This window comes from Massilia sp. 2TAF26 (assembly GCF_052115005.1).
Taxonomy (GTDB): domain Bacteria; phylum Pseudomonadota; class Gammaproteobacteria; order Burkholderiales; family Burkholderiaceae_D; genus Telluria.
In genome coordinates this window covers 1-21,135 of the sequence record NZ_JBFRFV010000048.1, presented here as the reverse complement: position 1 = coordinate 21,135, position 21,135 = coordinate 1, and the positions used below count along the sequence as shown (strand labels likewise).

General features: G+C 65.5%; 20 protein-coding genes and 1 other RNA gene. 10 read left to right on the top strand and 11 right to left on the bottom strand.

The window, feature by feature from the left end; genetic code table 11:
* The coding region (locus tag AB4Z32_RS26615; RefSeq protein ID WP_442124855.1) for a 2-oxo acid dehydrogenase subunit E2 at nucleotides 1-1,025 on the top strand (1,025 nt) is incomplete at its 5' end.
* Nucleotides 1,026-1,037: 12 nt separating this feature from the next.
* Nucleotides 1,038-2,840, top strand: coding sequence for a dihydrolipoyl dehydrogenase (lpdA, locus tag AB4Z32_RS26610; RefSeq protein WP_442124854.1), 1,803 nt, complete (start codon nucleotides 1,038-1,040; stop codon nucleotides 2,838-2,840).
* Between the two features lie 59 nt (nucleotides 2,841-2,899).
* On the opposite strand, the gene AB4Z32_RS26605 is transcribed toward lpdA, so the two are convergent.
* The gene (locus tag AB4Z32_RS26605; protein ID WP_442124853.1) at nucleotides 2,900-3,127 is read right to left on the bottom strand and encodes a hypothetical protein; all 228 of its coding nucleotides are present in this window, start codon (nucleotides 3,125-3,127) and stop codon (nucleotides 2,900-2,902) included.
* Between the two features lie 129 nt (nucleotides 3,128-3,256).
* On the opposite strand from AB4Z32_RS26605, the gene AB4Z32_RS26600 reads away from it, so the two are divergent.
* Both AB4Z32_RS26600 and AB4Z32_RS26595 read left to right on the top strand, forming a co-directional pair.
* Nucleotides 3,257-4,657: an aminotransferase-like domain-containing protein gene (locus AB4Z32_RS26600; protein ID WP_442124852.1), complete on the top strand. Its 1,401-nt coding sequence runs from the start codon at nucleotides 3,257-3,259 to the stop codon at nucleotides 4,655-4,657.
* A 23-nt stretch (nucleotides 4,658-4,680) separates the two neighbouring features.
* Nucleotides 4,681-4,977 (top strand): hypothetical protein, encoded by a 297-nt coding sequence (locus tag AB4Z32_RS26595; protein ID WP_442124851.1) that lies wholly within the window; start codon nucleotides 4,681-4,683, stop codon nucleotides 4,975-4,977.
* A 52-nt stretch (nucleotides 4,978-5,029) separates the two neighbouring features.
* Here AB4Z32_RS26595 and AB4Z32_RS26590 read toward each other — a convergent pair whose 3' ends face one another.
* Nucleotides 5,030-7,414: a GH92 family glycosyl hydrolase gene (locus AB4Z32_RS26590; protein ID WP_442124850.1), complete on the bottom strand. Its 2,385-nt coding sequence runs from the start codon at nucleotides 7,412-7,414 to the stop codon at nucleotides 5,030-5,032.
* A gap of 122 nt (nucleotides 7,415-7,536) precedes the next feature.
* Nucleotides 7,537-7,971, bottom strand: coding sequence for a potassium channel family protein (locus AB4Z32_RS26585; RefSeq protein WP_442124849.1), 435 nt, complete (start codon nucleotides 7,969-7,971; stop codon nucleotides 7,537-7,539).
* Between the two features lie 149 nt (nucleotides 7,972-8,120).
* On the opposite strand from AB4Z32_RS26585, the gene AB4Z32_RS26580 reads away from it, so the two are divergent.
* Entirely contained in the window at nucleotides 8,121-8,999 is an 879-nt protein-coding gene (locus AB4Z32_RS26580; RefSeq protein ID WP_442124848.1) for an NAD(P)-dependent oxidoreductase, read from the top strand.
* Between the two features lie 22 nt (nucleotides 9,000-9,021).
* Nucleotides 9,022-9,858 (top strand): hypothetical protein, encoded by an 837-nt coding sequence (locus tag AB4Z32_RS26575; RefSeq protein WP_442124847.1) that lies wholly within the window; start codon nucleotides 9,022-9,024, stop codon nucleotides 9,856-9,858.
* Here AB4Z32_RS26575 and aqpZ read toward each other — a convergent pair.
* Nucleotides 9,855-10,601, bottom strand: coding sequence for an aquaporin Z (aqpZ, locus tag AB4Z32_RS26570; protein ID WP_442124846.1), 747 nt, complete (start codon nucleotides 10,599-10,601; stop codon nucleotides 9,855-9,857). The genes AB4Z32_RS26575 and aqpZ overlap by 4 nt on opposite strands.
* A gap of 143 nt (nucleotides 10,602-10,744) precedes the next feature.
* On the opposite strand from aqpZ, the gene AB4Z32_RS26565 reads away from it, so the two are divergent.
* Entirely contained in the window at nucleotides 10,745-11,260 is a 516-nt protein-coding gene (locus AB4Z32_RS26565; RefSeq protein WP_442124857.1) for a DUF1993 domain-containing protein, read from the top strand.
* Nucleotides 11,261-11,279: 19 nt separating this feature from the next.
* Here AB4Z32_RS26565 and AB4Z32_RS26560 read toward each other — a convergent pair whose 3' ends face one another.
* The 6 genes from AB4Z32_RS26560 to AB4Z32_RS26535 all read right to left on the bottom strand — a co-directional run bounded on the left by AB4Z32_RS26560 (nucleotide 11,280) and on the right by AB4Z32_RS26535 (nucleotide 16,919).
* Entirely contained in the window at nucleotides 11,280-12,086 is an 807-nt protein-coding gene (locus AB4Z32_RS26560; protein ID WP_442124845.1) for a LytR/AlgR family response regulator transcription factor, read from the bottom strand.
* Nucleotides 12,083-13,234 (bottom strand): sensor histidine kinase, encoded by a 1,152-nt coding sequence (locus tag AB4Z32_RS26555; RefSeq protein WP_442124844.1) that lies wholly within the window; start codon nucleotides 13,232-13,234, stop codon nucleotides 12,083-12,085. Before AB4Z32_RS26555 ends, AB4Z32_RS26560 begins: the two co-directional genes overlap by 4 nt.
* A 48-nt stretch (nucleotides 13,235-13,282) precedes the next feature.
* Nucleotides 13,283-13,699 (bottom strand): DUF2141 domain-containing protein, encoded by a 417-nt coding sequence (locus AB4Z32_RS26550; protein ID WP_442124843.1) that lies wholly within the window; start codon nucleotides 13,697-13,699, stop codon nucleotides 13,283-13,285.
* A 161-nt stretch (nucleotides 13,700-13,860) separates the two neighbouring features.
* Complete coding sequence (locus AB4Z32_RS26545; RefSeq protein ID WP_442124842.1) at nucleotides 13,861-14,814, bottom strand: IS1595 family transposase; 954 nt, start codon at nucleotides 14,812-14,814, stop codon at nucleotides 13,861-13,863.
* 150 nt (nucleotides 14,815-14,964) lie between these two features.
* A complete protein-coding gene (locus AB4Z32_RS26540) occupies nucleotides 14,965-15,918 on the bottom strand; it encodes an IS1595 family transposase (protein WP_442124841.1) in 954 nt (317 codons plus the stop codon).
* Between the two features lie 143 nt (nucleotides 15,919-16,061).
* Nucleotides 16,062-16,919 carry a transglycosylase SLT domain-containing protein gene (locus tag AB4Z32_RS26535; protein WP_442124856.1) on the bottom strand — a complete coding sequence of 286 codons (858 nt, stop codon included), beginning with the start codon at nucleotides 16,917-16,919 and terminating at the stop codon, nucleotides 16,062-16,064.
* Nucleotides 16,920-17,433: 514 nt separating this feature from the next.
* Here AB4Z32_RS26535 and ubiD point away from each other — a divergent pair.
* Entirely contained in the window at nucleotides 17,434-18,918 is a 1,485-nt protein-coding gene (ubiD, locus tag AB4Z32_RS26530) for a 4-hydroxy-3-polyprenylbenzoate decarboxylase (protein WP_442124840.1), read from the top strand.
* A gap of 95 nt (nucleotides 18,919-19,013) precedes the next feature.
* An RNA gene (gene ffs / locus AB4Z32_RS26525) (signal recognition particle sRNA small type) lies at nucleotides 19,014-19,112 on the top strand.
* 56 nt (nucleotides 19,113-19,168) lie between these two features.
* Here the strand turns inward: ffs and AB4Z32_RS26520 are convergent.
* On the bottom strand, nucleotides 19,169-19,849 hold the full coding sequence (locus AB4Z32_RS26520; protein ID WP_442124839.1) for a hypothetical protein: 681 nt from the start codon (nucleotides 19,847-19,849) through the stop codon (nucleotides 19,169-19,171).
* A 95-nt stretch (nucleotides 19,850-19,944) separates the two neighbouring features.
* On the opposite strand from AB4Z32_RS26520, the gene dnaX reads away from it, so the two are divergent.
* Nucleotides 19,945-21,135: DNA polymerase III subunit gamma/tau (gene dnaX, locus AB4Z32_RS26515; RefSeq protein ID WP_442124838.1), on the top strand; the 1,191-nt coding region annotated here is incomplete at its 3' end.

The window sequence follows — 21,135 nt, the reverse complement described above, 5'->3', positions numbered from 1 at the left end:
CCGCCGCGCCCGCACCGGCAGCCCCGGCCCCGGCTCCGGCCGCCGCACCGGCACCGGCCGCCGCACCGGCAGCATCGGAAGGCCCGGCCCCGAGCTTCGCCAGCGCCCACGCATCGCCGTCCGTGCGCAAGTTCGCGCGTGAACTCGGCGTCGACCTGGGCAAGGTCAAGGGCAGCGGTCCGAAAGGCCGCATCACCCAGCAGGACGTGCAGGGCTTCGTGAAGGGCGTGATGGCCGCGGGCCCGACCGCCGCACCGGCAGCAGCCGGCGGTGGCGCAGGCATGAACCTGCTGCCGTGGCCGTCGCTGGACTTCAGCAAGTTCGGCCCGACCGAAACCCAGCCGCTGTCGCGCATCAAGAAGATCTCCGGCCCGAACCTGCACCGCAACTGGGTCATGATCCCGCACGTCACGCACTTCGAAGAAGCCGACGTGACCGACCTGGAACAGTTCCGCGTCGACTCCAACGCCGCGTACGCGAAAGCCAAGTCGCCGGTCAAGCTGACCATGCTGGCCTTCGTGATCAAGGCGTCGGTCGCCGCGCTGAAGAAGTTCCCGGCATTTAACGCCTCGCTGGACGAGCCGAACGGCGCGCTGATCCTCAAGCAGTACTACAACATCGGCTTCGCGGCGGACACGCCGAACGGGCTGGTGGTCCCGGTGATCAAGGACGCCGACAAGAAATCGGTCTCGCAGATCGCCACCGAGATGGGCGAGCTGTCCGCGCAGGCGCGCGAAGGCAAGCTGTCGCCGGCCAACATGCAGGGCGCGACCTTCACCATCTCGTCGCTGGGCGGCATCGGCGGCACCAACTTCACGCCGATCATCAACGCACCGGAAGTGGCCATCCTGGGCCTGTCCAAGTCGGCCATGAAGCCGGTCTGGGACGGTTCGGCCTTCCAGCCGCGCCTGATGCAGCCGATCGCGCTGTCCTACGATCACCGCGTGATCGACGGCGCCGGTGCGGCCCGCTTCGCCGCCTACCTGGCCGACGTCCTGGCCGACCTGCGCAAGACGCTGCTGTAAGGAGCCGACAAGATGAGCACCGTTGAAGTCAAAGTCCCGAATATCGGCGATTTCAAGGACGTCGAGATCATCGAACTGATGGTCAAGCCGGGCGATACCATCAAGGTCGACCAGTCGCTGGTGACCGTGGAGTCCGACAAGGCCAGCATGGAGATCCCGTCGACCCACGCCGGCGTCGTGCAGGAACTGAAGGTCAAGGTCGGCGACAAGGTGAACGAAGGTTCGCTGCTGCTGACCGTGTCGGAAGAAGCCGGGGCAGGCGCTGCACCGGCCGCGGCCCCGGCCCCGGCTGCCGCCGCCGCACCTGCGGCCCCGGCCGCGCCGGCTGCCGAGCAGAAGCCGGCCGCGCCCGCCGCGCCGATCCCGAACGCGGCCAGCTACAGCGGCCAGGTCGACGTCGAATGCGAAATGATGGTGCTGGGCGCGGGCCCCGGCGGCTACTCGGCCGCCTTCCGCTCCGCCGACCTCGGCATGAACACCGTGCTGGTCGAGAAGTACGCGACCCTGGGCGGCGTCTGCCTGAACGTGGGCTGCATCCCGTCCAAGGCGCTGCTGCACGTGGCCCACATCATGGACGAGACCGCGCACATGGCCGACATCGGCGTCAGCTTCGCCGCGCCCAGCGTCGACATCGACAAGCTGCGCGCCTACAAGGACAAGGTCATCAAGACCATGACCGGCGGCCTGGCCGGCATGGCCAAGGCGCGCAAGGTCAACGTGGTGCAGGGCGTCGGCAAGTTCCTGAGCCCGAACCACATCGAAGTGACCGGTCCTGACGGCGCCAAGAAGGTGGTCCAGTTCCAGAAGGCGATCATCGCGGCCGGTTCCGCGGTCGTGAAGCTGCCCTTCGTGCCGGAAGATCCGCGCATCGTCGATTCGACCGGCGCGCTGGAGCTGCGCCAGGTACCGAAGCGCATGCTGGTGATCGGCGGCGGCATCATCGGCCTCGAGATGGCAACCGTGTACTCGACCCTGGGTGCGCGCATCGACGTGGTCGAGATGATGGACGGCCTGATGCAGGGCGCGGACCGCGAGGCCGTCAAGGTCTGGCAGAAGTTCAACGCCCACCGCTTCGACAACATCATGTTGAAGACCAAGACCGTCGGCGTGGAAGCGCTGCCGGAGGGTATCAAGGTGAGCTTCGAAGCAGCGGAAGCGGGCCAGCCGGCGCCGGAAGCCCAGGTCTACGACCTGGTGCTGGTGGCCGTGGGCCGCAGCCCGAACGGCAAGAAGATCGGCGCCGAAGCTGCCGGCGTGGCAGTCACCGACCGCGGCTTCATCCCGGTCGACGGCCAGATGCGCACCAACGTGCCGCACATCTTCGCGATCGGCGACCTGGTGGGCCAGCCCATGCTGGCGCACAAGGCCGTGCATGAAGCGCATGTGGCCGCCGAAGCCGCGCACGGCGAGAAGGCCTTCTTCGACGCCAAGGTGATCCCGTCGGTGGCCTACACCGATCCGGAGGTGGCATGGGTCGGCCTGACCGAAGACGAAGCCAAGGCCAAGGGCATCAAGGTCGAGAAGGGCCACTTCCCGTGGGCCGCCTCGGGCCGCGCCGTGGCCAACGGCCGTTCGGAAGGCTTCACCAAGCTGCTGTTCGACGCCGAGACCCACCGCATCGTCGGCGGCACAATCGTCGGCACCAACGCCGGCGACATGATCGGCGAGATCGCCCTGGCGATCGAGATGGGCGCGGACGGCGTGGACATCGGCAAGACCATCCACCCGCACCCGACCCTGGGCGAGTCGATCGGCATGGCGGCGGAAGCCTACGAAGGCGTCTGCACCGACCTGCCGCCACCGCGCAAGCGTTGATCTGCCAACTGGCTGCTGTACCGAAAACCGGAACCGTGTTCCGGTTTTTTTATGGGCGCTTACATCCCGAGGAGCTTGATCAGCTCGAAGGTGACGAGTCCCAGGCCCAGCAGCGACACCAGGAAGATGGCGGCCACCTTGACGCCTGCGCGCAGCACTGCGCGTGCCTCCTTCTTCTTGTCCTTATCCTTCTTCCCCTGATCGTAATGCCACTTGATGGCGAAGAACATGCCCGTGGCGAGCACGAGAAACTTGAATATGACGAAGACGATTGGAATCCAGTCCATGATTTGCCGATGCAGATGAGAGATGAGAGATGAGAGATGAGAAAACGCCAGCGACCGCCGTGCAAGGATGGTATTACTGCAGGTTCTGAGGCATTCTACTTAAAAGCAATTTCCATACATTGAGACAAAATGTCCCAGTTGAGAACCATACAAGATGAGGATCTGCCAATCTGGTTGCCGCGACTGGCCGGGAACAAGGGGCCACGTTTCCTGCAGATTGCGGATGCCTTGCAGGCGGCGGTGGCGGACGGATCGCTGAAACCGGGCGACCGTCTGCCTCCGCAGCGCCAGTTGGCGGCACAGCTGGACGTCGACCTGACGACGATCACGCGCGCCTACGACGAAGCCAGGCGCCGCAACTTGCTGGAGGGTCGCGGCGCCCGAGGCACTTATGTCGCGGCGCCGAAAGTCGAATTGACCTCGATTCTCGACCTGAGCATGAATACCCCGCCACCGCCGGATGGCGTGGACTTCGACGACATGTTGAAACAGGGTTTGTCTCAAGTATTGATGAGGGCAGATAATGAATTGTTGATGACCTACCACCTGGGCGGGGGAAGCGATGCCGACCGCAAGGCTGGCGCCAAATGGCTCGAACCGATGTTTGGACATCTGGATTCTCGCCAGCTCGTTGTCTGTCCGGGTGCGCAAGCGGCGATCGCCGCATTGATCCTTGCGCTGACGGAGCCTGGCGGTGTCATCCTGGCAGAGCCAACGACTTATCCCGGCTTGCGCGCCGCAGCGACCCAGTTCGGCCGGCACCTCATCGCGGTGGAAGCGGACCAGCACGGGATGGTGCCCGAGATGCTGGAGGAAGCGTGCCGCCAGCACAAGCCCGGGCTGGTCTATCTCAATCCGACCCTACAGAACCCGACCGCCATCACCATGCCGGAACGCCGGCGCAAGGAACTCGCCGGCATCGCGAAGCGCTGCAATGTACGCGTCGTCGAGGACGATCCCTACTGGCTCCTTGCCGATGCCCCGCCACCACCTGTTGCCGCGTTTGCCCCGGAACAGGTGGTCTACATTTCGACCCTGTCGAAATGCCTGACGCCGGGCTTGCGGGTTGCCTTCGTGCTCGTACGCGACCCGTACGAACGCGAACGCTTCCTGGCCGCGCTACGATCATTCGCGCTGATGGTCGCTCCCCTGACGGCCGCACTGGCCACTCAGTGGATCGTCGACGGTTCGGCCAACGGATTGATGGAAGGCGTACGGAGGGAGGCGCGCCTGCGCCACCGGATGGCTCGGGATATCCTGGCGGGACGGTACAGCGGCTTTGGTGACGGCCTCCATGTATGGCTCGAGCTGCCGGCGTATTGGAACTCCTCGCAGCTTGCGCGTGCGGCCGACAGAGAGGGCATCGCAGTCACGCCGGCGGAGGCATTCGCGACCGGCAGCGGATCCGTGAATGCAATCCGGATCTCCTTGGGCAGCATCAAGGACCGTGGACGCTTGCAGGAGGGTCTTCAACGGCTGTCCCATCTGCTTGCGCGGCGGCCCGAGTCGTTCAGCGCCGCTGTGGTCTGACGGTAGAATATTCAGGAACCAGTATGGATGAGAATAAGCGAAACGAACTCGCTCGAATGGGCTGGGAAATACATGGGGCTGTTGAAGACGCTTACCTGTGCAATCCAGCCACAAGGAAGGCTCCCGCCGAATGGATGGAAAAACAGCGTTTGCTCCTGGCCGACATGGCTGTCCACTTGTTGCAAACTGCGATCATGCCGGGAACGATCGAGCTGGACAAACTGAAAAACAACCTGCATGCCATCCTGACTCTTGCGGACCAGTTCCTGCCTCATGCCGAGTTAAAAAAGGCGACCGAGAAGCTGTACGTCGAACGCTAATTCGATCAATGCGTGAGCTGCCGTACCTCGGCTCACGCATTTGAACGCCGAATCACTGCTCCTTCAAGGACCCTTCCTGCCGCCCCGACATCGAGGGCGGCGCCTGCCGCGGGTCGGCGCCCCAGGCCTTGTTCGGCTCCGGTCCCATGGTGAACACGAGTGTGCCGCCGCTCGCGATGTCGGCCTGGCTGAACCACGGCCTGGTCCAGGGCTTGCCGTTGAAGGTCGCGGACTGGATGTAGATGTTGCGGGCCGAGTTGTTGCGCGCAAGGATCTCGAACACCTTGCCATTGCCCAGGTGCAGGCGAACCTGGTCGAAGATCGGGCTGCCCAGGATGTAGTCGCCGGTCGAAGGATCGACCGGGTAGAAGCCCATCGCGCTCATGACATACCAGGACGAGGTCGAGCCCTGGTCGTCCATGCCGGGGTAGGCGTAGCCGCTGGCATCGCTGCCGTACAGCTGGTCGAGAATGCGGCGGACCAGCGCCTGCGTCTTCCAGGGCTGGCCGCTCCACGCATACAGGTAGGCCGCCTGCTGGTCCGGCTGGTTGCCCTGCACGTATTGCCCGATCATGCCGGTGCAGTCGCGGCAGATGCCCTTGGGCGTGTAGGGCGTGGAGAAGAAGGCGTCGAGCTTGGCGTTGAAGGCGTCGCGTCCGCCGAGCAGGTCGAGCAAGCCGTGCACGTCCTGCGGCACCAGCCACAGCGTGGACCAGCCCGAGGCTTCCTTCATCATGAAGTTGTAGTAGGGCTCGCCCGGGTCGAAGGGCGATATCCACTTGCCGTCCTCGGTGCGGCCGCGCATGAATCCCACCGAGGCATCGAACACGTTCCGGTAGTTGGCGGCGCGGCGCAGGAACATCTGCGCATCGTCAAGCTTGCCGAGCCGGCGCGCCATGTCGGACAGCGCGTAGTCATCCCAGGCATATTCCAGCGTCTTGGCGACGCCGGCCTTGCCACCCGCGTAGGGTGGGCTGGGATTGCCCGGCGGGATGATGTCCGAGATCCAGCCGTTCTGCATGTACTCGGCCAGGTAGCCGCGCGGGCCCTTGGGATCAAGCGCATTCTTGCGCAGATAGGCATACGCCGCGGCGTAGTCGAAGGGAATGCCGCGCCGCATTGCGCCGTCGTAGAGCAGCACTGCATGGTCGCCGTGGAAGGAGGTGTTCATGTAGCCGCGTTCACGGGCCATGTCGAGTTCGGAACGCATGATGTCCTGCACGACCTGCGGTTCGAGCAGCATCAGCAGCGCGATCTGGTTGCGACCCGTATCCCAGAACGGTACCGGCCCGTAGTGGTCGTAGGCGGCCGCTTCGGTATGGCCGGCGGCATCGGTGAAAGGCTCGCCCTTGCGCGCAACCAGCCACGGGCTGGCAAACGAGTGGTACAGCGTCGAATAGAACAGCATGCGCTGCTTCGGCGTGCCGCCGCTGACTTCGACGCGGTCGAACAGCTGTGCCCAGGCGGCACGCGCCTGTGTATGCACGCGCTCGAAATTCCAGTCCGAGACCTCGTCGCGCAGGCGCTGCTCGGCTTCGGCGGCGCTGTAGCCGTGGGCGATCCGCATCAGCACCTGCTCGCCCGCCCGCGTCGCGAACGTGAGGTAGGCGCCCGCATTGCCGCCGGATACGGTGCGCCGGCCGGCCTCGACGTCCTTGTCGCCGAGCACGCCCCACTGGCCCTCGTGGACCGCGCGGAAAGTGCCGAAGCCGGTGAATGGGCGCGAGAACTCCGCGACGAACCACGGGCCATCCGCGGCCGGGCCGCTGTCCTTGCGGGTGGCAAGGCCGACGATCTTGCGGTCGCCGACCACCTCCACCTTGCCGCCGGCGCGGCGCAGGTCGATGACGACGTTGGCGCGCTGGCTCGCCGGGAAAGTGAAGCGCATCAGGCTGGTCGATCGCGTCACCGTCAGTTCCACCTTCGTATGGAAGGTGGCCAGGTCGACCGCGTAATAGCCGGGCGAGGCTTTCTCGCTCGCCTTGTCGTAGTAAGCCTGCGTATAGCTCGGCGGCACGGTCCAGTCGCCCACCACCGGCATGACGATCGGCGCGGCCTGGGCGCCATAGGCCGAGCCCCCGCCGGTAAAGCCGATCATGGTCGGATTGGCATAGGCGTAGGAAGCGTCGACGCCCATGGGATAGCTGAGGTCGACGTTGACATTGACCGGTGCCGCCTCGGTCTTGCTTTGCGGGAGCCGCGCACCCGGCGACGTCAGCCCCGAATACAGCAGTTCGCCGGCTGGCGGCGCGTTGCCGATCAAGGCCGGTTGGTCGAGGGGGGCGGTGCCGACCAGGGGATTGGCCACATCGACGGCCGGCTTCGCGTGCGAAGGCACGCGGCCGCTTTGCGCGTGGGCGGCGCCGAAGCTGGCCAATGCCGCAATTGCGGCGGCCTGAATGACATGACGGCGGAGGTATCCGAGAGCTGCGTTCATGGCCTCTTCCAGTGCGGGGAAATCGATATTTATACAGAGGAAGCCGATGAGCTCAATAAAGTTTCAAATTTCCGGGCCAGTTTATTTTTGCTGACTAAACGAGCGCACTGGAAAGTGCCTGCTCACGCATCCCGTCCCCGGCCCCAGAAGCGCTCCATCGACAGATAGGTGTACGACGCCGTCCACCCGATCAGCAGCATGCCGTTCAGGGCCTCCAGCCCCGCCAGCAGGCGCAGGTCGCCATGCGGCAGCACGTCGCCGTAACCCAGGGTGGTATAGGTCTCGGCCGAAAAGTACAGGCAGCGCGTGAAGGGCAGGTGGCCCGGTTCGCCCATGCTGCCGACGCCGAAGGCGGTGGCGAGCAGGTAGTAGGCGCCGCCATACAGCAGGATCTCGGTGAAGTGCGCAGCGAAGGCGCCGAAGATGACGAAGACCAGCTGCAGGCGCGGCTGCACGCGCAGGGCCGGCAGCAAGGCGGTCAGCAGGCGCAGCACCTCGTAGTGGATGAAGGTCGTGGCGACCAGCAGGAACAGGCAAGTGACAGCAGCAATTTCCATGGAGTTCGTGCGGGAGCTGAGGAGCCGCCAGCTTAGCGTGCGGCGGTGGCAGGCGGCGCAGCGCATGGGATGCGCATTCCGTCCTGCGGACATTCATGATTGCTGCTCTAATATCGCTTTCGTTCGCTGTCGGATAAAGGAGCATTCACATGACCATCGGATTCATCGGCCTCGGTGCCATGGGCCAGCACATGGCCGCCAACCTGTTGCGTTCTGGCCAGCCGGTCCACGTCTGGAACCGCAATCCGGAGCCGGTGCGGCTGCTTGCGGCCAAGGGCGCCAAGCCGGCCGTCACGGCCGCCGAGTGCGGCATCGCCGACGTCGTCTTCAGCATGCTGGCCGACGACAATGCGACCCGCGCCGTGATGATCGACGGCGGCGTGCTGGATGCGATGGCGCCGGGCAGCATTCACGTCAACATGGCCACGGTCTCCGTCGCCTTCGCGCGCGAGATGGCGGCCCTGCACATGGAGAAGGGCATCGGCTACGTCGCGGCGCCCGTGCTGGGCCGCGTGGACGTGGCCGAAGCCGGCAAGCTGAATATCCTCGCCGGCGGCGCCGACGAACTGGTCGACCGCGTGCAGCCGCTGCTCGCGCTGATGGGCCAGAAGACCTGGCGCTTCGGCGACGCGCCGGAACAGGCAAACGCGGTCAAGCTGGCCTGCAACCTGACCCTGGCCTGCGCGATCGAAGCGATGGGCGAAGGGGCGGCGCTGGCCGGCGCGCACGGCATCCCGGCCGCCGGCTTCATCGACCTGATCACGACCACCTTGTTCGCCGGTTCGCCCGTGTACAAGGGCTATGGCGGCATGATCGCCGAGCAGCGCTACAGCCCCGCCGGGTTCAAGCTCTCGCTGGGCCAGAAGGACGTGCGGCTGGCGGTGGAGGCAGGGCAGGGCAAGGGCTTGCCGCTGGCCTTCGGCGACAGCCTGCTCGGCGTGCTGAAGGAAGCCGTCGATCATGGCGACGCCGATCTCGACCTGGCCGCCCTCGGCAAGAACGCCGCCCGCCGCGGCAAGCTGGCCTGACTACGGGACGCACGGAACATATATGGAAAAACTGATCGCAGAGCTGGCGCGCCTCTACCTGGCGCCCGAGTCCGTGACCCGCGAGGTCCTGGCGTCCCACATCCTCGGCAGGACCACCCTCGCCATCAAGCTGACGACGGCGGATGGCCTGGTGCGCGCGCTGGCCATTCCCTTCCGTAAGATCTTCGGCGATGGCGAGGCCGGCCACTGGGACCGCCTGTGCGTGGTGGCGAATGCCCTGCAGGCCGAACTCGGGCTGCCGGCGCCGGCGGTGAGCATCGACGGCGCCAGCGCCTACCGCCTGTGGCTGTCGCTGGAGACGCCGGTGCCGGCCGGGGAGGCCCAGGACTTCCTCGAACTGCTGCGCAAGACCTATTTTCCTGGTGTCGAGCTGGCGCCGGACGCCGCCACCGCGCCGGTCTACCTGCCGCCCTGCCTGAATCCGCGCAGCGGCAAGTGGGCCGCCTTCATCCATCCCGGCATGGGCGCGTCCTTTGCCGAGGAATCGGGGCTGGAGGTGACGCCGCCGCTGGCAGGGCAGGCCGGCTTCCTGGAGAGCGTGGAGAGCATTGCCGAGGACCAGTTCCGCAACGCCTTGCGCGCGCTTGAACGGCGTCAGGCGCCTGCAGCCGTCCCCGCAGCGGCACTGGCCGAGCCGGTATCGACGGCCGCGAGCGATGCGCTGGCAGCCGAAGCCTTCGTGCTGCAAGCCCAGGCAGGCGCGCCGGCGCCGGCCCCGGCCCGGCCCAAGGCCGCACCGGACGGCCTGCTGCTGAAGGACGCCACGCTCGAAGACATCGTGCGCCGCCTGCACGCGATGAATATCGAGCCGACCTTCCGCTTCCTGGCGCCGCGCTAATGGTGGGCCGGCCGCCATCCGCCTTCCGGACGCCCCGCCACGTCCGGTTCCGGCACCTCGCGTTCCAGTACGCCGCGGTACAGCACGCCGGCCAGGATCCCGCCCAGCAGTGGCGCCAGCCAGAACAGCCATAGCTGCGACAGCGCCCAGACGCCCGCGAACAGGGCCGGCCCGGTGCTGCGCGCCGGATTGACCGAGGTGTTGGTGACCGGGATGCTGATCAGGTGGACCAGGGTCAGCGCCAGGCCGATCGCCAGGCCGGCAAAGCCGACCGGTGCGCGGGTATGGGTGGCGCCGAGGATGACCAGCACGAACATGAAGGTCATCACGACTTCGGTGATCAGGGCCGAACCGAGCGAGTAGTTGCCGGGCGAGTGCTCGCCATAGCCGTTGGCGGCAAAGCCGGCCGTGGCATCGAAGCCGGGCTTGCCGCTGGCGATCGCGTACAGCACCGCGGCGGCCACGATGCCGCCCGCAACCTGGACCACGATGTAGGGCGCGATCTGGCGCGCAGGGAAGCGGCCGCCGGCCCACAACCCGACCGTCACCGCCGGATTGAAGTGGCCGCCCGAGATCGGTCCGAGCGCATAGGCGCCCGTCAGTACGGTCAGTCCGAAGGCCAGCGCGACCCCGGCCAGGCCGATGCCGACCTCGGGAAATTTTGCGGACAGCACGGCGCTGCCACAGCCGCCGAGCACCAGCCAGAAGGTGCCGATGAATTCGGCCAAATATTTTTGAAGCATGGCATTCTCCTCGTCACCGCAGGCGTGACGTGAATTCATTCTAGATGCCTGAAAGCGGGGCGCCAGCCGAATCTCTCGGCGGTATGCTCGAACCCTTGCGTGCGAAACCAGCTAAACTATTTTCACCATAACGAGGAGAAATGATGGCCCTGTCCCTGTCCAAAGCATCCGTGCCCGCCTTCGTGCGCGGCTTGAAAGTCCTGTCCGACCTGCTGAAGAAAGGCGAGGAACACGCCGCCCAGGCCGGCATCGCGCCCGAGGCGCTGTTGGGCGCGCGCCTGGCCGACGACATGCTGCCGCTGTCCGCCCAGGTCCAGCGCGCCAGCGATGCCTCCAAGTTCGCGGTACAGCGCCTCAGCGGCGGCGACGCCCCGAAGTTCGCCGACGACGAGACCAGCTTTGCGCAGCTGCAGCAGCGCATCGCGAATACGATCGATTATCTGGAGGGCGTGGATGGCGCCGAGGTCGATGCCGGAGAAGAGCGCGAAGTGAGCCTGAAGTTCGGCAGTTTCGGCGCCAGCTTCAGCGGCGAGAGCTACCTGCTGAGCTTCGCGCTGCCGAATTTCTACTTCCATGTCGTGACCGCCTACGACATCCTGCGCAACCAGGGCGTCAAGATCGGCAAGCTGGATTACCTGGGGCCGTTCGAGGCCCGGTAAAGGCTGCGCCGGCCGGGCGTTACATCTGCCTGAACAGCTCGGCGTAATTGCGGCTCACCACCAGCTCTTCCGGCCGGCCCTTGAGCTTGACCAGCAGCCGCCCGCGAAAGTCGGTGCGGGTGCCGGCCACATGATGGGCGGCGACGATGACGCCGCGGTGGATCTGCCAGAACTTCTGCTCGTCGAGCTGTTCGCGCAGCTGGCGCAGCGGGGTGCGGATCAGGTGTTCGCCGTCGGCGATGAAGACGCTGGTGTATTTGTCGTTGCTCTGGAAGTAGATGACTTCGTCGACCGCGATCAGGCGCGTCTCCTGGCCTTGCGCGGCGCGGATCCATTGCAGCGGTGCCGGCGCCGCCGCTGCCGGTGCGTTGGGGACGGGCACGCCGAGCTGGCGCAGCATAGCGGCCAGCTGGGCGGCCGTCTCCGGCGCGGGTGCCGATGCGGGGGACTGCGGCTGCTGCGCCAGCGTCTCCTTCAGGCGGTCTACGGCGCGCTGCAGGCGCTCCAGGCGGATCGGCTTGAGCAGGTAGTCGAAGGCTTCGCTGTCGAAGGCCTGCAGCGCGTACTGTTCGTGGGCGGTGGTGAAGACCACGCGTGGGGACGCGCCGCCGGCGCTCAGGCGGCTGGCCAGCTGCAGCCCGTTCAGGCCGGGCATCTGGATGTCGAGGAAGACGATGTCGGGCGCCAGCTCGTCGATCAGGCGCAGGGCCTCCACGCCGTTGGGCGCACGGCCGACCACCTTCAGGTCGGGCCAGGCCAGGGCGAGCTGCTCCTCGAGATAGGACAGCAGGTGGGGTTCGTCGTCGGCGAGCAGGGCGGTGGTCACGCTTGGTCCAGTGGTCGTGGCGGTGGCAGTGGCAGCAGCAGGCGCGAGGTCACGCCGCTGGGTTGATTTTCCAATAATTGTAGCTGAGCCTTGGGGCCGTGCAGGCTGCGCAGCCGCTCGCGCAGGTTCGACAGGCCGACGCCACCGCCGGACCGTGGCGGCGCGGCGCCCAGTCCCATGCCGTCGTCGCTGACCTCGACGGACAGGATGCCGGCGGCGCAGGCGGCGCGCACCAGAATCTCTCCGCCTTCCACCTTCGGCTCGATGCCGTGCATGACCGCGTTCTCGACCAGCGGCTGGATCAGCATCGGCGCGATTTTCATGTCGCGGCAGCCTTCGTCGGCCTCGATGCGCCAGCGCAGGCGCGGACCCATGCGCACCGCCAGCAGGTCGAGGTAGGCGGCGGCCAGGTCGAGCTCGGCGCCCAGAGTCGCCTGTTCGGCGCGGCTGGCGGCCAGGCTGGCGCGCAGGAAGTCGATCAGGCGTTCCAGCATGTGCCTGGCGCGATCGGGCTCGCTGCCGATCAGGCTGACCACGTTGGCCAGGGTGTTGTACAGGAAGTGCGGCTCGATCTGGGCCTGCAAGGTGCGCAGGCGGGCTTCGGCCAGCAGTTGTGCTGCCTCGGCGATCTGCTGCTGGTGCTGGGCGGCGGCGGTCTCGCGCGCCAGCCGGCGCTCGTTGGTGGCCAGGATCGCCATCGTGATGGCGGTGACCACCAGTCCCATCGGCAGGATGGGCGCCAGCGCGCCCTCGATCAGCAAGGCGCGGAATGGGTTGACGCCGCGCAGCAAGGCATCCGGCACGGTAAAGCCGAGCACGGCGCAGGATTCGATCAGCAGCACCTGGCAGGCGCGCATCGCCCACGAGCGTCGCGCGGCGGCGGCGGGGAAGGCGCGTCGCAGCAGCGCCAGCCCGCCATGGATCAGGAAGCCGATCGTATTCGAGGTCAGCAAGGTCATGCCCAGCAGTTTCGGGATGGGGACGGCGCTGCGCGCCCCCGTGAGCGCGAACAGGACCGTCAATGCTATGCCGATCAGGCTGCTCCACAGGGCCGTATAGACCAGGTTGCGCCGCGTCGACGCGGGCCAGCGCCGGAACAGGGCGAACATGTCCAGCGGGTGATTGGCACGGACGGGGTGGGTCGGCATCGTTTCTCCTTGTTGAGCAACCGGGAAGTTACCACAAGCCTTGGAACCTCAACGCAGGCTGGCGCTGACGGCGGCGCCATCGGCCGGCACCGTGAACCTGGCGGCCTCGAAGGAAGGCGGACCCATGAAGCCCTGGGCGTCCTTGCTGAAGGCCACCGCTTCGGTCGGCCGGCCCATGCGGTTGGTGTCCATGCGGCCGTTGCCGTTCGCATCGTGCAGGACCGAGAAGGCGTAGTCGCCCGGCGCCAGGTCCTTGAATACCACCGTGGTGCTGCCGGCGACGGCATCCACCGAGGTTTTGCGGACCGGCTGCTTCAGGTAGCCGGCGGCGCTGTCGTACAGCGCAACCATCAGCTGGCCGTCGTTGTTCTCGACGTTGTCGATGCGGATCGTGAGGTCGGCGGCCTGGGCGCCGGTGGCGCCGAGGATGAGGGCGAGGATGGCGCCGCGGATGGCGATGTGCATGCTGTGCTCCCTTGTTGTCGTTGTCGATGGGGGCACTCTAGGCAATCCGGCGCCCGGCCGCGGCGGCTTGCGACGAAGTGCGGCGGTATGGCGCGAAATGCAGGCAGGCGGCGCGAAATGAGAGGCAAACGCGGCAGGATAAAAAAAAGGCGCTGTTTGCATTAAGTGTTGAATCTGCCGAGCGCCGCTCTCAAAAAGGCGTCTGGACTGGCAATGCGCTGGCCATCCAGCGCCCAGCGCCAGCCGAAGTAGTGGCCCAGGTATCGGCTGGCGATGCCGCGGAACGGCAGCAGCCAGGTGCGCATCCGGCTGTGATAGGCGTTCACGTTCTGGATGTGCAGCGCACCGCGCTTTCGTTCGCCGGCGCTCGCGTTGATGGCCTCATGTGAAATCCCGACCTCCCGCGCGAATGCCGGGTAGGCCGCATGGCTATCGGTCACCAGCAGCACGTCGSGYGCCAGGCGCGGCCCCAGGTGTTGCAMCAGCTGCCGCTTGYTCACGCTGCCCTTGCCGGTCACGGCGTCGATGGTCTGGCCGCTGCGATCGCGYGCCACCAGGATGCACACTTGTTCACTCGAGATCCCGCGCTTTGTCGCCTTGCCGCCGCGTCTTCGTGGCGGACGATCGAGATGTCTGGACCCCTTGTGCGATTCGAGCACATACATCTCATCGGCTTCGGCGATGCCRCTCAGCCGTTGCGGCCGGTCATCCTTGCTCAAGGCCAGGAAACGGTGGCGCCATCGAAAGCTGGTCGCGCTGGCCACGCCGATCTCGCGCGCCGAGCGSCGCACGCTGCGGGAGTCGAGCATGCAGCCGAGATAGTCGAGCCAGTGCGCCTTGTGGCGCAGCCGCGCCAGCGGCGTGCCGCTGAGCAGGTTGAAGGTGCGATGGCAGCTACGGCAGCGGTAGCGCTGCAGTCCGTGCGCATGGCCGTGGCGATAGGGTTTGTCGGCCTGGCAGTGCGGGCAGCAGAGTGGCATGCCGGGCTGCTCGACGATCTCGAGTACACGGTCGAGGCCGGCCGCCGATTGCAGCAGGTCGAGCAGGCGGTCGCGTTGCCGCCGGGTCAGGCTGGACAGGCGTTGCAGGAACTGTTCGAACTGCCGTGCTTGCATGCTGCCTCCGTCAACGGTTCAGGTCGACATTGGACCGCAGGCTTGCAGAAAAAATTCCACACTTGGCGCGAACAGCGCCTTTTTTTTCACCCGTCGTTCCCGCTTTCGCGGAAATGACGTACATAGCAAAAAAAGAAGGCGCTGTTCGCGCTAAGTGTTGAATCTGCCGAGCGCCGCTCTCAAAAAGGCATCTGGACTGGCAATGCGCTGCCCATCCAGCGCCCAGCGCCAGCCGAAGTAGTGGCCCAGGTAACGGCTGGCGACGCCGCGGAACGGCAGCAGCCAGGTGCGCATCCGGCTGTGATAGGCGTTCACGTTCTGGATGTGAAGCGCACCGCGCTTTCTTTCGCCGGCCCTCGTATTGATGGCCTCATGTGAAATCCCGACCTCCCGCGCGAATGCCGGGTAGGCCGCATGGCTATCGGTCACCAGCAGCACGTCGCGCGCCAGGCGTGGCCCCAGGTGTTCCACCAGTTGCCGCTTGCTGACGCTGCCCTTGCCGGTCACGGCATCGATGGTCTGGCCGCTGCGATCGCGCGCCACCAGGATGCACACTTGTTCATTCGAGATCCCGCGCTTTGTCGCCTTGCCGCCGCGTCTTCGTGGCGGACGATCGAGATGTCTGGACCCCTTGTGCGATTCGAGCACATACATCTCATCGGCTTCGGCGATGCCACTCAGTCGTTGCGGGCGGTCATCCTTGCTCAAGGCCAGGAAACGGTGACGCCATCGAAAGCTGGTCGCGCTGGCCACGCCGATCTCGCGCGCCGAGCGGCGCACGCTGCGGGAGTCGAGCATGCAGCCGAGGTAGTCGAGCCAGTGCGCCTTGTAGCGCAGCCGCGCCAGCGGCGTGCCGCTGAGCAAGTTGAAGGTGCGGCCGCAGCTACGGCAGCGGTAGCGCTGCAGTCCGTGCGCATGGCCGTGGCGATAGGGTTTGTCGGCCTGGCAGTGCGGGCAGCAGAGTGGTGTAGCGGGTTGCTCGACGATCTCGAGTACACGCTCGAGGCCGGCCGCCGATTGCAGCAGGTCGAGCAGGTGGTCGCGCTGGCGCCGCGTCAGGCTGAACAGGCGTTGCAGGAACTGTTCGAACTGCCGTGCTTGCATGCTGCCTCCGTCAACGGTTCAGGTCGACATTGGACCGCAGGCTTGCAGAAAAAATTCCACACTTGGCGCGAACAGCGCCAAAAAGAAGGCCACCGAGGCATGCGCCCACAGTGGCCTTCGACCAGGGATCGGTACGTCGAAGCTTACAGTCCTGCCACGGTATCGCCGGACTGGCTGGCGCCACGTGCGGCTTCGATGGCGGCGTTGTCGACCTTGGACGGGGCCGGCGCGGATTTCTGGGCCAGTTGCGGCGCAGGGGTGGACGGCGTGAAGATCGGCACGTTCTTGCCGCTCGCGACCTGCTTCAGGCGGCGGTACTCGGCCAGCACCTTGTTGCCGTAGCCCGAGTCGTCCTCGAAGGCGGCGGCGCCGACGTAAGTCTTCAGGCCGCCTTCCACGGAACCGGTGCGGGTCACGTAGTCCTTCAGGATCTGGGCGCCGACACGGATGTTGGCCACCGGATTCAGGGCGGCCTGCTTGCCGCCGACTTCGTCGAACTTGTCGCTGTGGACCTTCGACATCACCTGCATCAGGCCCTGCGCGCCCATCGGGCTTTCCGCGAAGGGATTCAGGCCCGATTCGATCGCCATCACGGCCAGGATCAGCAGCGGGTCGAGCTTGATCTCGTGCGCGGTGCTGTAAGCGGTGGCGACCAGCATGTTGGCGGCGTCACCGGCAACCCGGTAGCGGCGCGACAGCCATTCGGTCACGTACTTCTGCTGGCGCGTGGCGCGCACGCCCTGCTTGTCGTCGCTGTTGGCGATTTCGACGGCCTCGGCGCCTTTGGCGGCCTGGGCTTGCACTGGGGCAGCCGCGACCTGCACGGTCTGCTGCGGGCTCAGGAAGTCCGACACCCGTTTTGCCAGATCGGGGCGGTTGTACAGCAGGGCAATCATTGCTACTGCAGATAGACCAAATACGGTCAGGGTATGTTGTGCGGTCGTTACGATACCGCGTGCCGCTTTCGTCACGGAAGACCACGTGACTGGCTGGCTGGCCATCTGTTGGACAAGCTTTGCGCTCGTGCCGATGAATCGATGGATCATCGTTTCTCCTTTGTCGCGGAAAAAGCGGCCCCGTGCGGCGACAAAGCGCTGCTGTTCAGGGTACTAATGCCGTGCATCAGAAACCGTCCGTCGCCGCGTATAGCGGTCGAGGAACGCCGTCATTGCTTGCTACAGCCGGGCAGCGCTGCGATGGAGGTGCCCGGTGGCTAACAACTGTCTCGGGGTTGGTAGGACAGACGTCCTGAGAAAACACTCCTAAATAATGTCGTTGGGGCCCCGACCCCGTGAAATAATGAGACCGGCTAAAATCACGTCCTGGACGGGCCTGTCTCACTTGGTAGGCCGGATTGTAGAAGCTGGTTTATATCAAGTCAATACTAGCACTATCGTGCGTTATAACTTTTATGTCTAACGTTTTCTGACTGACTCATCAATTCTTTGGCAAATCAACTACTTGCCGTCGATTGTTAGCCAAGCTCAAAAGATGTAAAAAAGAATGAAAAAATAGATGAACTATTCGGATTTGCGAGATTTTATTGCCAAGTTGCAAGGGATTGGCGAATTAAAGCGTATTTCGGTGCCCGTATCGCCGAACCTTGAGATGACCGAAATCTGCGACCGGACCCTCCGTGCCGCCGGGCCTGCTCTCCTATTTGAACAGCCGACCGGCTACAAGGTTCCCGTGCTCGGCAACCTGTTTGGCACACCGCAACGGGTGGCATTGGGCATGGGGGCCGATAACATTGCTGAGCTCAGGAAGATCGGCCACGTGCTGGCGCGCCTGAAGGAACCGGAGCCTCCCAAGGGCTTCAAGGACATCATGGACCTGGGCTCGCTCGTGAAGGCGGTTTGGGATATGTCGCCGAAGGAAGTGAAGGGCGCGCCCTGCCAGGAAATCGTCTGGGAGGGCAAGGACGTCGACCTCGGACGCCTGCCGATCCAGCATTGCTGGCCGGGCGACATCGCTCCCCTGATCACCTGGGGCCTCGTGATTACCAAGGGCCTGCACAAGAAGCGGCAGAACCTGGGCATCTACCGCCAGCAGGTGCTGGGGCCGAACAAGGTCATCATGCGCTGGCTGGCGCACCGCGGCGGCGCCCTCGATTTCCGTGAGCACTGCATCGCCAACCCCGGCAAGCCCTATCCGGTGGCGGTGGCGCTGGGCGCCGACCCGGCCACCATCCTGGGCGCGGTGACGCCGGTACCGGACACCCTGTCCGAATACCAGTTCGCCGGCCTGCTGCGCGGCCAGCGCACCGTGCTCACCAAGGCCATCGGCAGCGAGCTGCGGGTACCGGCCGCCGCCGAGATCGTGCTGGAAGGGCATATCTATCCGGACCAGACGCATCCGACCGGTTTCGAGCATGCGCTGGAAGGCCCGTATGGCGACCACACCGGCTATTACAACGAGCAGGACTGGTTCCCGGTATTCACCATCGACCGCATCACCATGCGGCGCGACCCGATCTACCACTCGACCTATACCGGCAAACCGCCCGACGAGCCGGCCGTGCTGGGCGTGGCGCTGAACGAAGTCTTCATTCCCCTGCTGCAGAAGCAGTTCACCGAGATCACCGATTTCTATTTGCCGCCGGAAGGCTGCAGCTACCGGATGGCGGTGGTGCAGATGAAGAAGCAGTACGCCGGCCACGCCAAGCGCGTGATGTTCGGGGTCTGGAGTTTCCTGCGCCAGTTCATGTACACCAAGTTCATCGTCGTGGTGGACGAGGACGTCGACGTGCGCGACTGGAAGGAAGTGATCTGGGCCATCACGACCCGCGTCGATCCGACCCGCGACACGGTCCTGGTCGACAACACGCCGATCGACTACCTCGACTTCGCCTCCCCAATTAGCGGACTCGGCAGCAAGATGGGCATCGACGCCACCAACAAGTGGCCGGGCGAGACCAACCGCGAGTGGGGTACGCCTATCGTCATGGCGCCGGAGGTGAAGAAGCGGGTGGACGACATCTGGCAGCAGCTGGGGCTGTAAGGCCGGGGCAGGCATCCGCCGCGCATATGCTCTATATATATGTGGCTTTGATCGCCGGTTTGCCCGCCGGCGCATGCTCGGTTATAATGATCGCTGGCGGGCCCCTGCGCATTGCGGCATGGTTTACCTGGTCAGGTCGGGAACGAAGCAGCCAAAGCCGTTCACCGCAAGTGCCGCAGATCAGGCTCGCCACCTCATTCAGAACGACAGCTGCCCCGGCAGCTGTTTTCGTTTGTGCCGTCGGCGTTCTTCAATCCGAATCGATTTCCGCTTCGAAGGGCCGCTCCGACAGCATCACCAGCGGGTTCTCCTTCAACAGGTCGCCGTCCAGCTTCAGCCTTACCTGGTTCTTCGCGTCGCTGGCATAGCGCCGCTCGCCGCCCTTGGCCTTGATGGTCAGCTGGGCCGGCTTGTCGAACTTGAAGATCACCGATTTCATGGTCGGCACGAACATGCTGAGGGCGCCGGCCACCTTGCCGATCGCCGCATTCGACTGCGGGACGGAGCCCATCACCGTGGCGTAATTCCATTGCGCGGCTTCGGGCAGGACGGCGCCGATGTCGAAGCTCAGGCTCATCTTTTCGCCGTTCGGCAGGCTGGTCCAGATTTTCGCGTCGTCCGCCAGCCACTGCGGATTCGGAACGATGCGCGCACGGCCGGCGGCGTCGAGCGGGAAGGGCGTGCGGCTGGCGCCGTCGACAACCACCAGCTTCGCGTCCGGCGGCGCGATGGCCTTGTTGACCGGGACCAGCCGGGCATACAGGATCACCTTGTCGCGCTCGCCGGCCGGCAGGGCGTAGAACTTGTCGGCCTTGACGGTCTCGACCAGCTTGCGGTACGGGATCCACTCGCGTTCGCCGGCGGCCTGGGCGGAAAGCGTGAGCGACAACAGCAGCGACGACGACAGTACAGCGGCGACAAGTGTTCTCATATTTTCCACATTGAAATAAAAACATCAGTGTAGGGGAATTCCCGATGAGCGTCTAATGTTGCCGCTCCTGCCCCGGTCTACGGTAAAATCCCGGTATGTCCTATCAAGTCCTCGCCCGCAAATACCGTCCCAGGAACTTCGAAACGCTGGTCGGCCAGGAGCACGTCGTCCGTGCCCTGACCCATGCGCTACGTACCGGACGCCTGCATCACGCCTATCTGTTCACCGGCACGCGCGGGGTGGGCAAGACGACGCTGTCGCGTATCCTGGCCAAGTCGCTTAACTGCGTCGGCCCGGACGGGCAGGGCGGGATCACGGCCGAGCCGTGCGGGGTCTGCGAACCCTGCCGCGCGATCGACGCCGGYCGCTTCGTCGACTATGTCGAGATGGACGCGGCATCGAACCGCGGCGTCGACGAGATGGCCCAGCTGCTGGAACAGGCGGTGTACGCGCCGAGCAATGCGCGCTTCAAGGTCTATATGATCGACGAGGTGCACATGCTCACCAACCACGCCTTCAATGCGATGCTGAAGACGCTCGAGGAACCGCCCGAGCACGTGAAATTCATCCTCGCGACCACCGACCCGCAAAAGATCCCGGTGACGGTGCTGTCGCGCTGCCTGCAGTTCAACCTGAAGCAGATGCCGCCGGGCCACATCGTCGGCCACCTGGAAAACATCCTCGGCCAGGAAGGCGTGACGTTCGAACAGCCGGCCCTGCGCCTGCTGGCGCAAGGCGCCCACGGCTCGATGCGCGATGCGCTGTCGCTGACCGACCAGGCGATCGCCTACGCCGCCGGCGCCGTCACCCTGGACGCCGTGCAGGGCATGCTGGGTGCGCTCGACCAGTCCTACCTGGTGCGCCTGCTGGACGCGCTGGCCAGACAGGATGGCGCCGACCTGATGGCGGTGGCCGACGAGATGGCCAGTCGCAGCCTGTCCTATAACGGCGCGCTGCAGGACCTCGGCACCCTGCTGCACCGCATCGCGCTGGCCCAGACCGTGCCGACCGCGGTGCCGGAAGATCTGCCGGAGCTTGGCGACATCCAGCGCCTGGCGACCGTCTTCGATCCGCAGGAAGTGCAGCTTTTCTACCAGATCGCGGTGCACGGCCGTAACGAGATCGGCCTGGCGCCGGACGAGTACGCCGGCTTCACCATGACCCTGCTGCGCATGCTTGCCTTCCGCCCGGGACAGGGCGGGGCCGAGCAGGTGGCCAGCCCGGCGCCGGCCGCGATCGCGCGCGCGATGCCGCAGGCCCAGGCCGCCCGTCCGGCGGCGGCCGCC

Excerpts from the sequence above, each read along its gene's own strand:
- lpdA (WP_442124854.1), top strand. The coding sequence starts at position 1,038 with ATGAGCACCGTTGAAGTCAAAGTCCCGAATATCGGCGATTTCAAGGAC.
- AB4Z32_RS26605 (WP_442124853.1), bottom strand. The coding sequence starts at position 3,127 with ATGGACTGGATTCCAATCGTCTTCGTCATATTCAAGTTTCTCGTGCTC.
- AB4Z32_RS26600 (WP_442124852.1), top strand. The coding sequence starts at position 3,257 with ATGTCCCAGTTGAGAACCATACAAGATGAGGATCTGCCAATCTGGTTG.
- AB4Z32_RS26595 (WP_442124851.1), top strand. The coding sequence starts at position 4,681 with ATGGATGAGAATAAGCGAAACGAACTCGCTCGAATGGGCTGGGAAATA.
- AB4Z32_RS26590 (WP_442124850.1), bottom strand. The coding sequence starts at position 7,414 with ATGAACGCAGCTCTCGGATACCTCCGCCGTCATGTCATTCAGGCCGCC.
- AB4Z32_RS26585 (WP_442124849.1), bottom strand. The coding sequence starts at position 7,971 with ATGGAAATTGCTGCTGTCACTTGCCTGTTCCTGCTGGTCGCCACGACC.
- AB4Z32_RS26580 (WP_442124848.1), top strand. The coding sequence starts at position 8,121 with ATGACCATCGGATTCATCGGCCTCGGTGCCATGGGCCAGCACATGGCC.
- AB4Z32_RS26575 (WP_442124847.1), top strand. The coding sequence starts at position 9,022 with ATGGAAAAACTGATCGCAGAGCTGGCGCGCCTCTACCTGGCGCCCGAG.
- aqpZ (WP_442124846.1), bottom strand. The coding sequence starts at position 10,601 with ATGCTTCAAAAATATTTGGCCGAATTCATCGGCACCTTCTGGCTGGTG.
- AB4Z32_RS26565 (WP_442124857.1), top strand. The coding sequence starts at position 10,745 with ATGGCCCTGTCCCTGTCCAAAGCATCCGTGCCCGCCTTCGTGCGCGGC.
- AB4Z32_RS26555 (WP_442124844.1), bottom strand. The coding sequence starts at position 13,234 with ATGCCGACCCACCCCGTCCGTGCCAATCACCCGCTGGACATGTTCGCC.
- AB4Z32_RS26550 (WP_442124843.1), bottom strand. The coding sequence starts at position 13,699 with ATGCACATCGCCATCCGCGGCGCCATCCTCGCCCTCATCCTCGGCGCC.
- AB4Z32_RS26540 (WP_442124841.1), bottom strand. The coding sequence starts at position 15,918 with ATGCAAGCACGGCAGTTCGAACAGTTCCTGCAACGCCTGTTCAGCCTG.
- AB4Z32_RS26535 (WP_442124856.1), bottom strand. The coding sequence starts at position 16,919 with ATGGCCAGCCAGCCAGTCACGTGGTCTTCCGTGACGAAAGCGGCACGC.
- ubiD (WP_442124840.1), top strand. The coding sequence starts at position 17,434 with ATGAACTATTCGGATTTGCGAGATTTTATTGCCAAGTTGCAAGGGATT.
- AB4Z32_RS26520 (WP_442124839.1), bottom strand. The coding sequence starts at position 19,849 with ATGAGAACACTTGTCGCCGCTGTACTGTCGTCGTCGCTGCTGTTGTCG.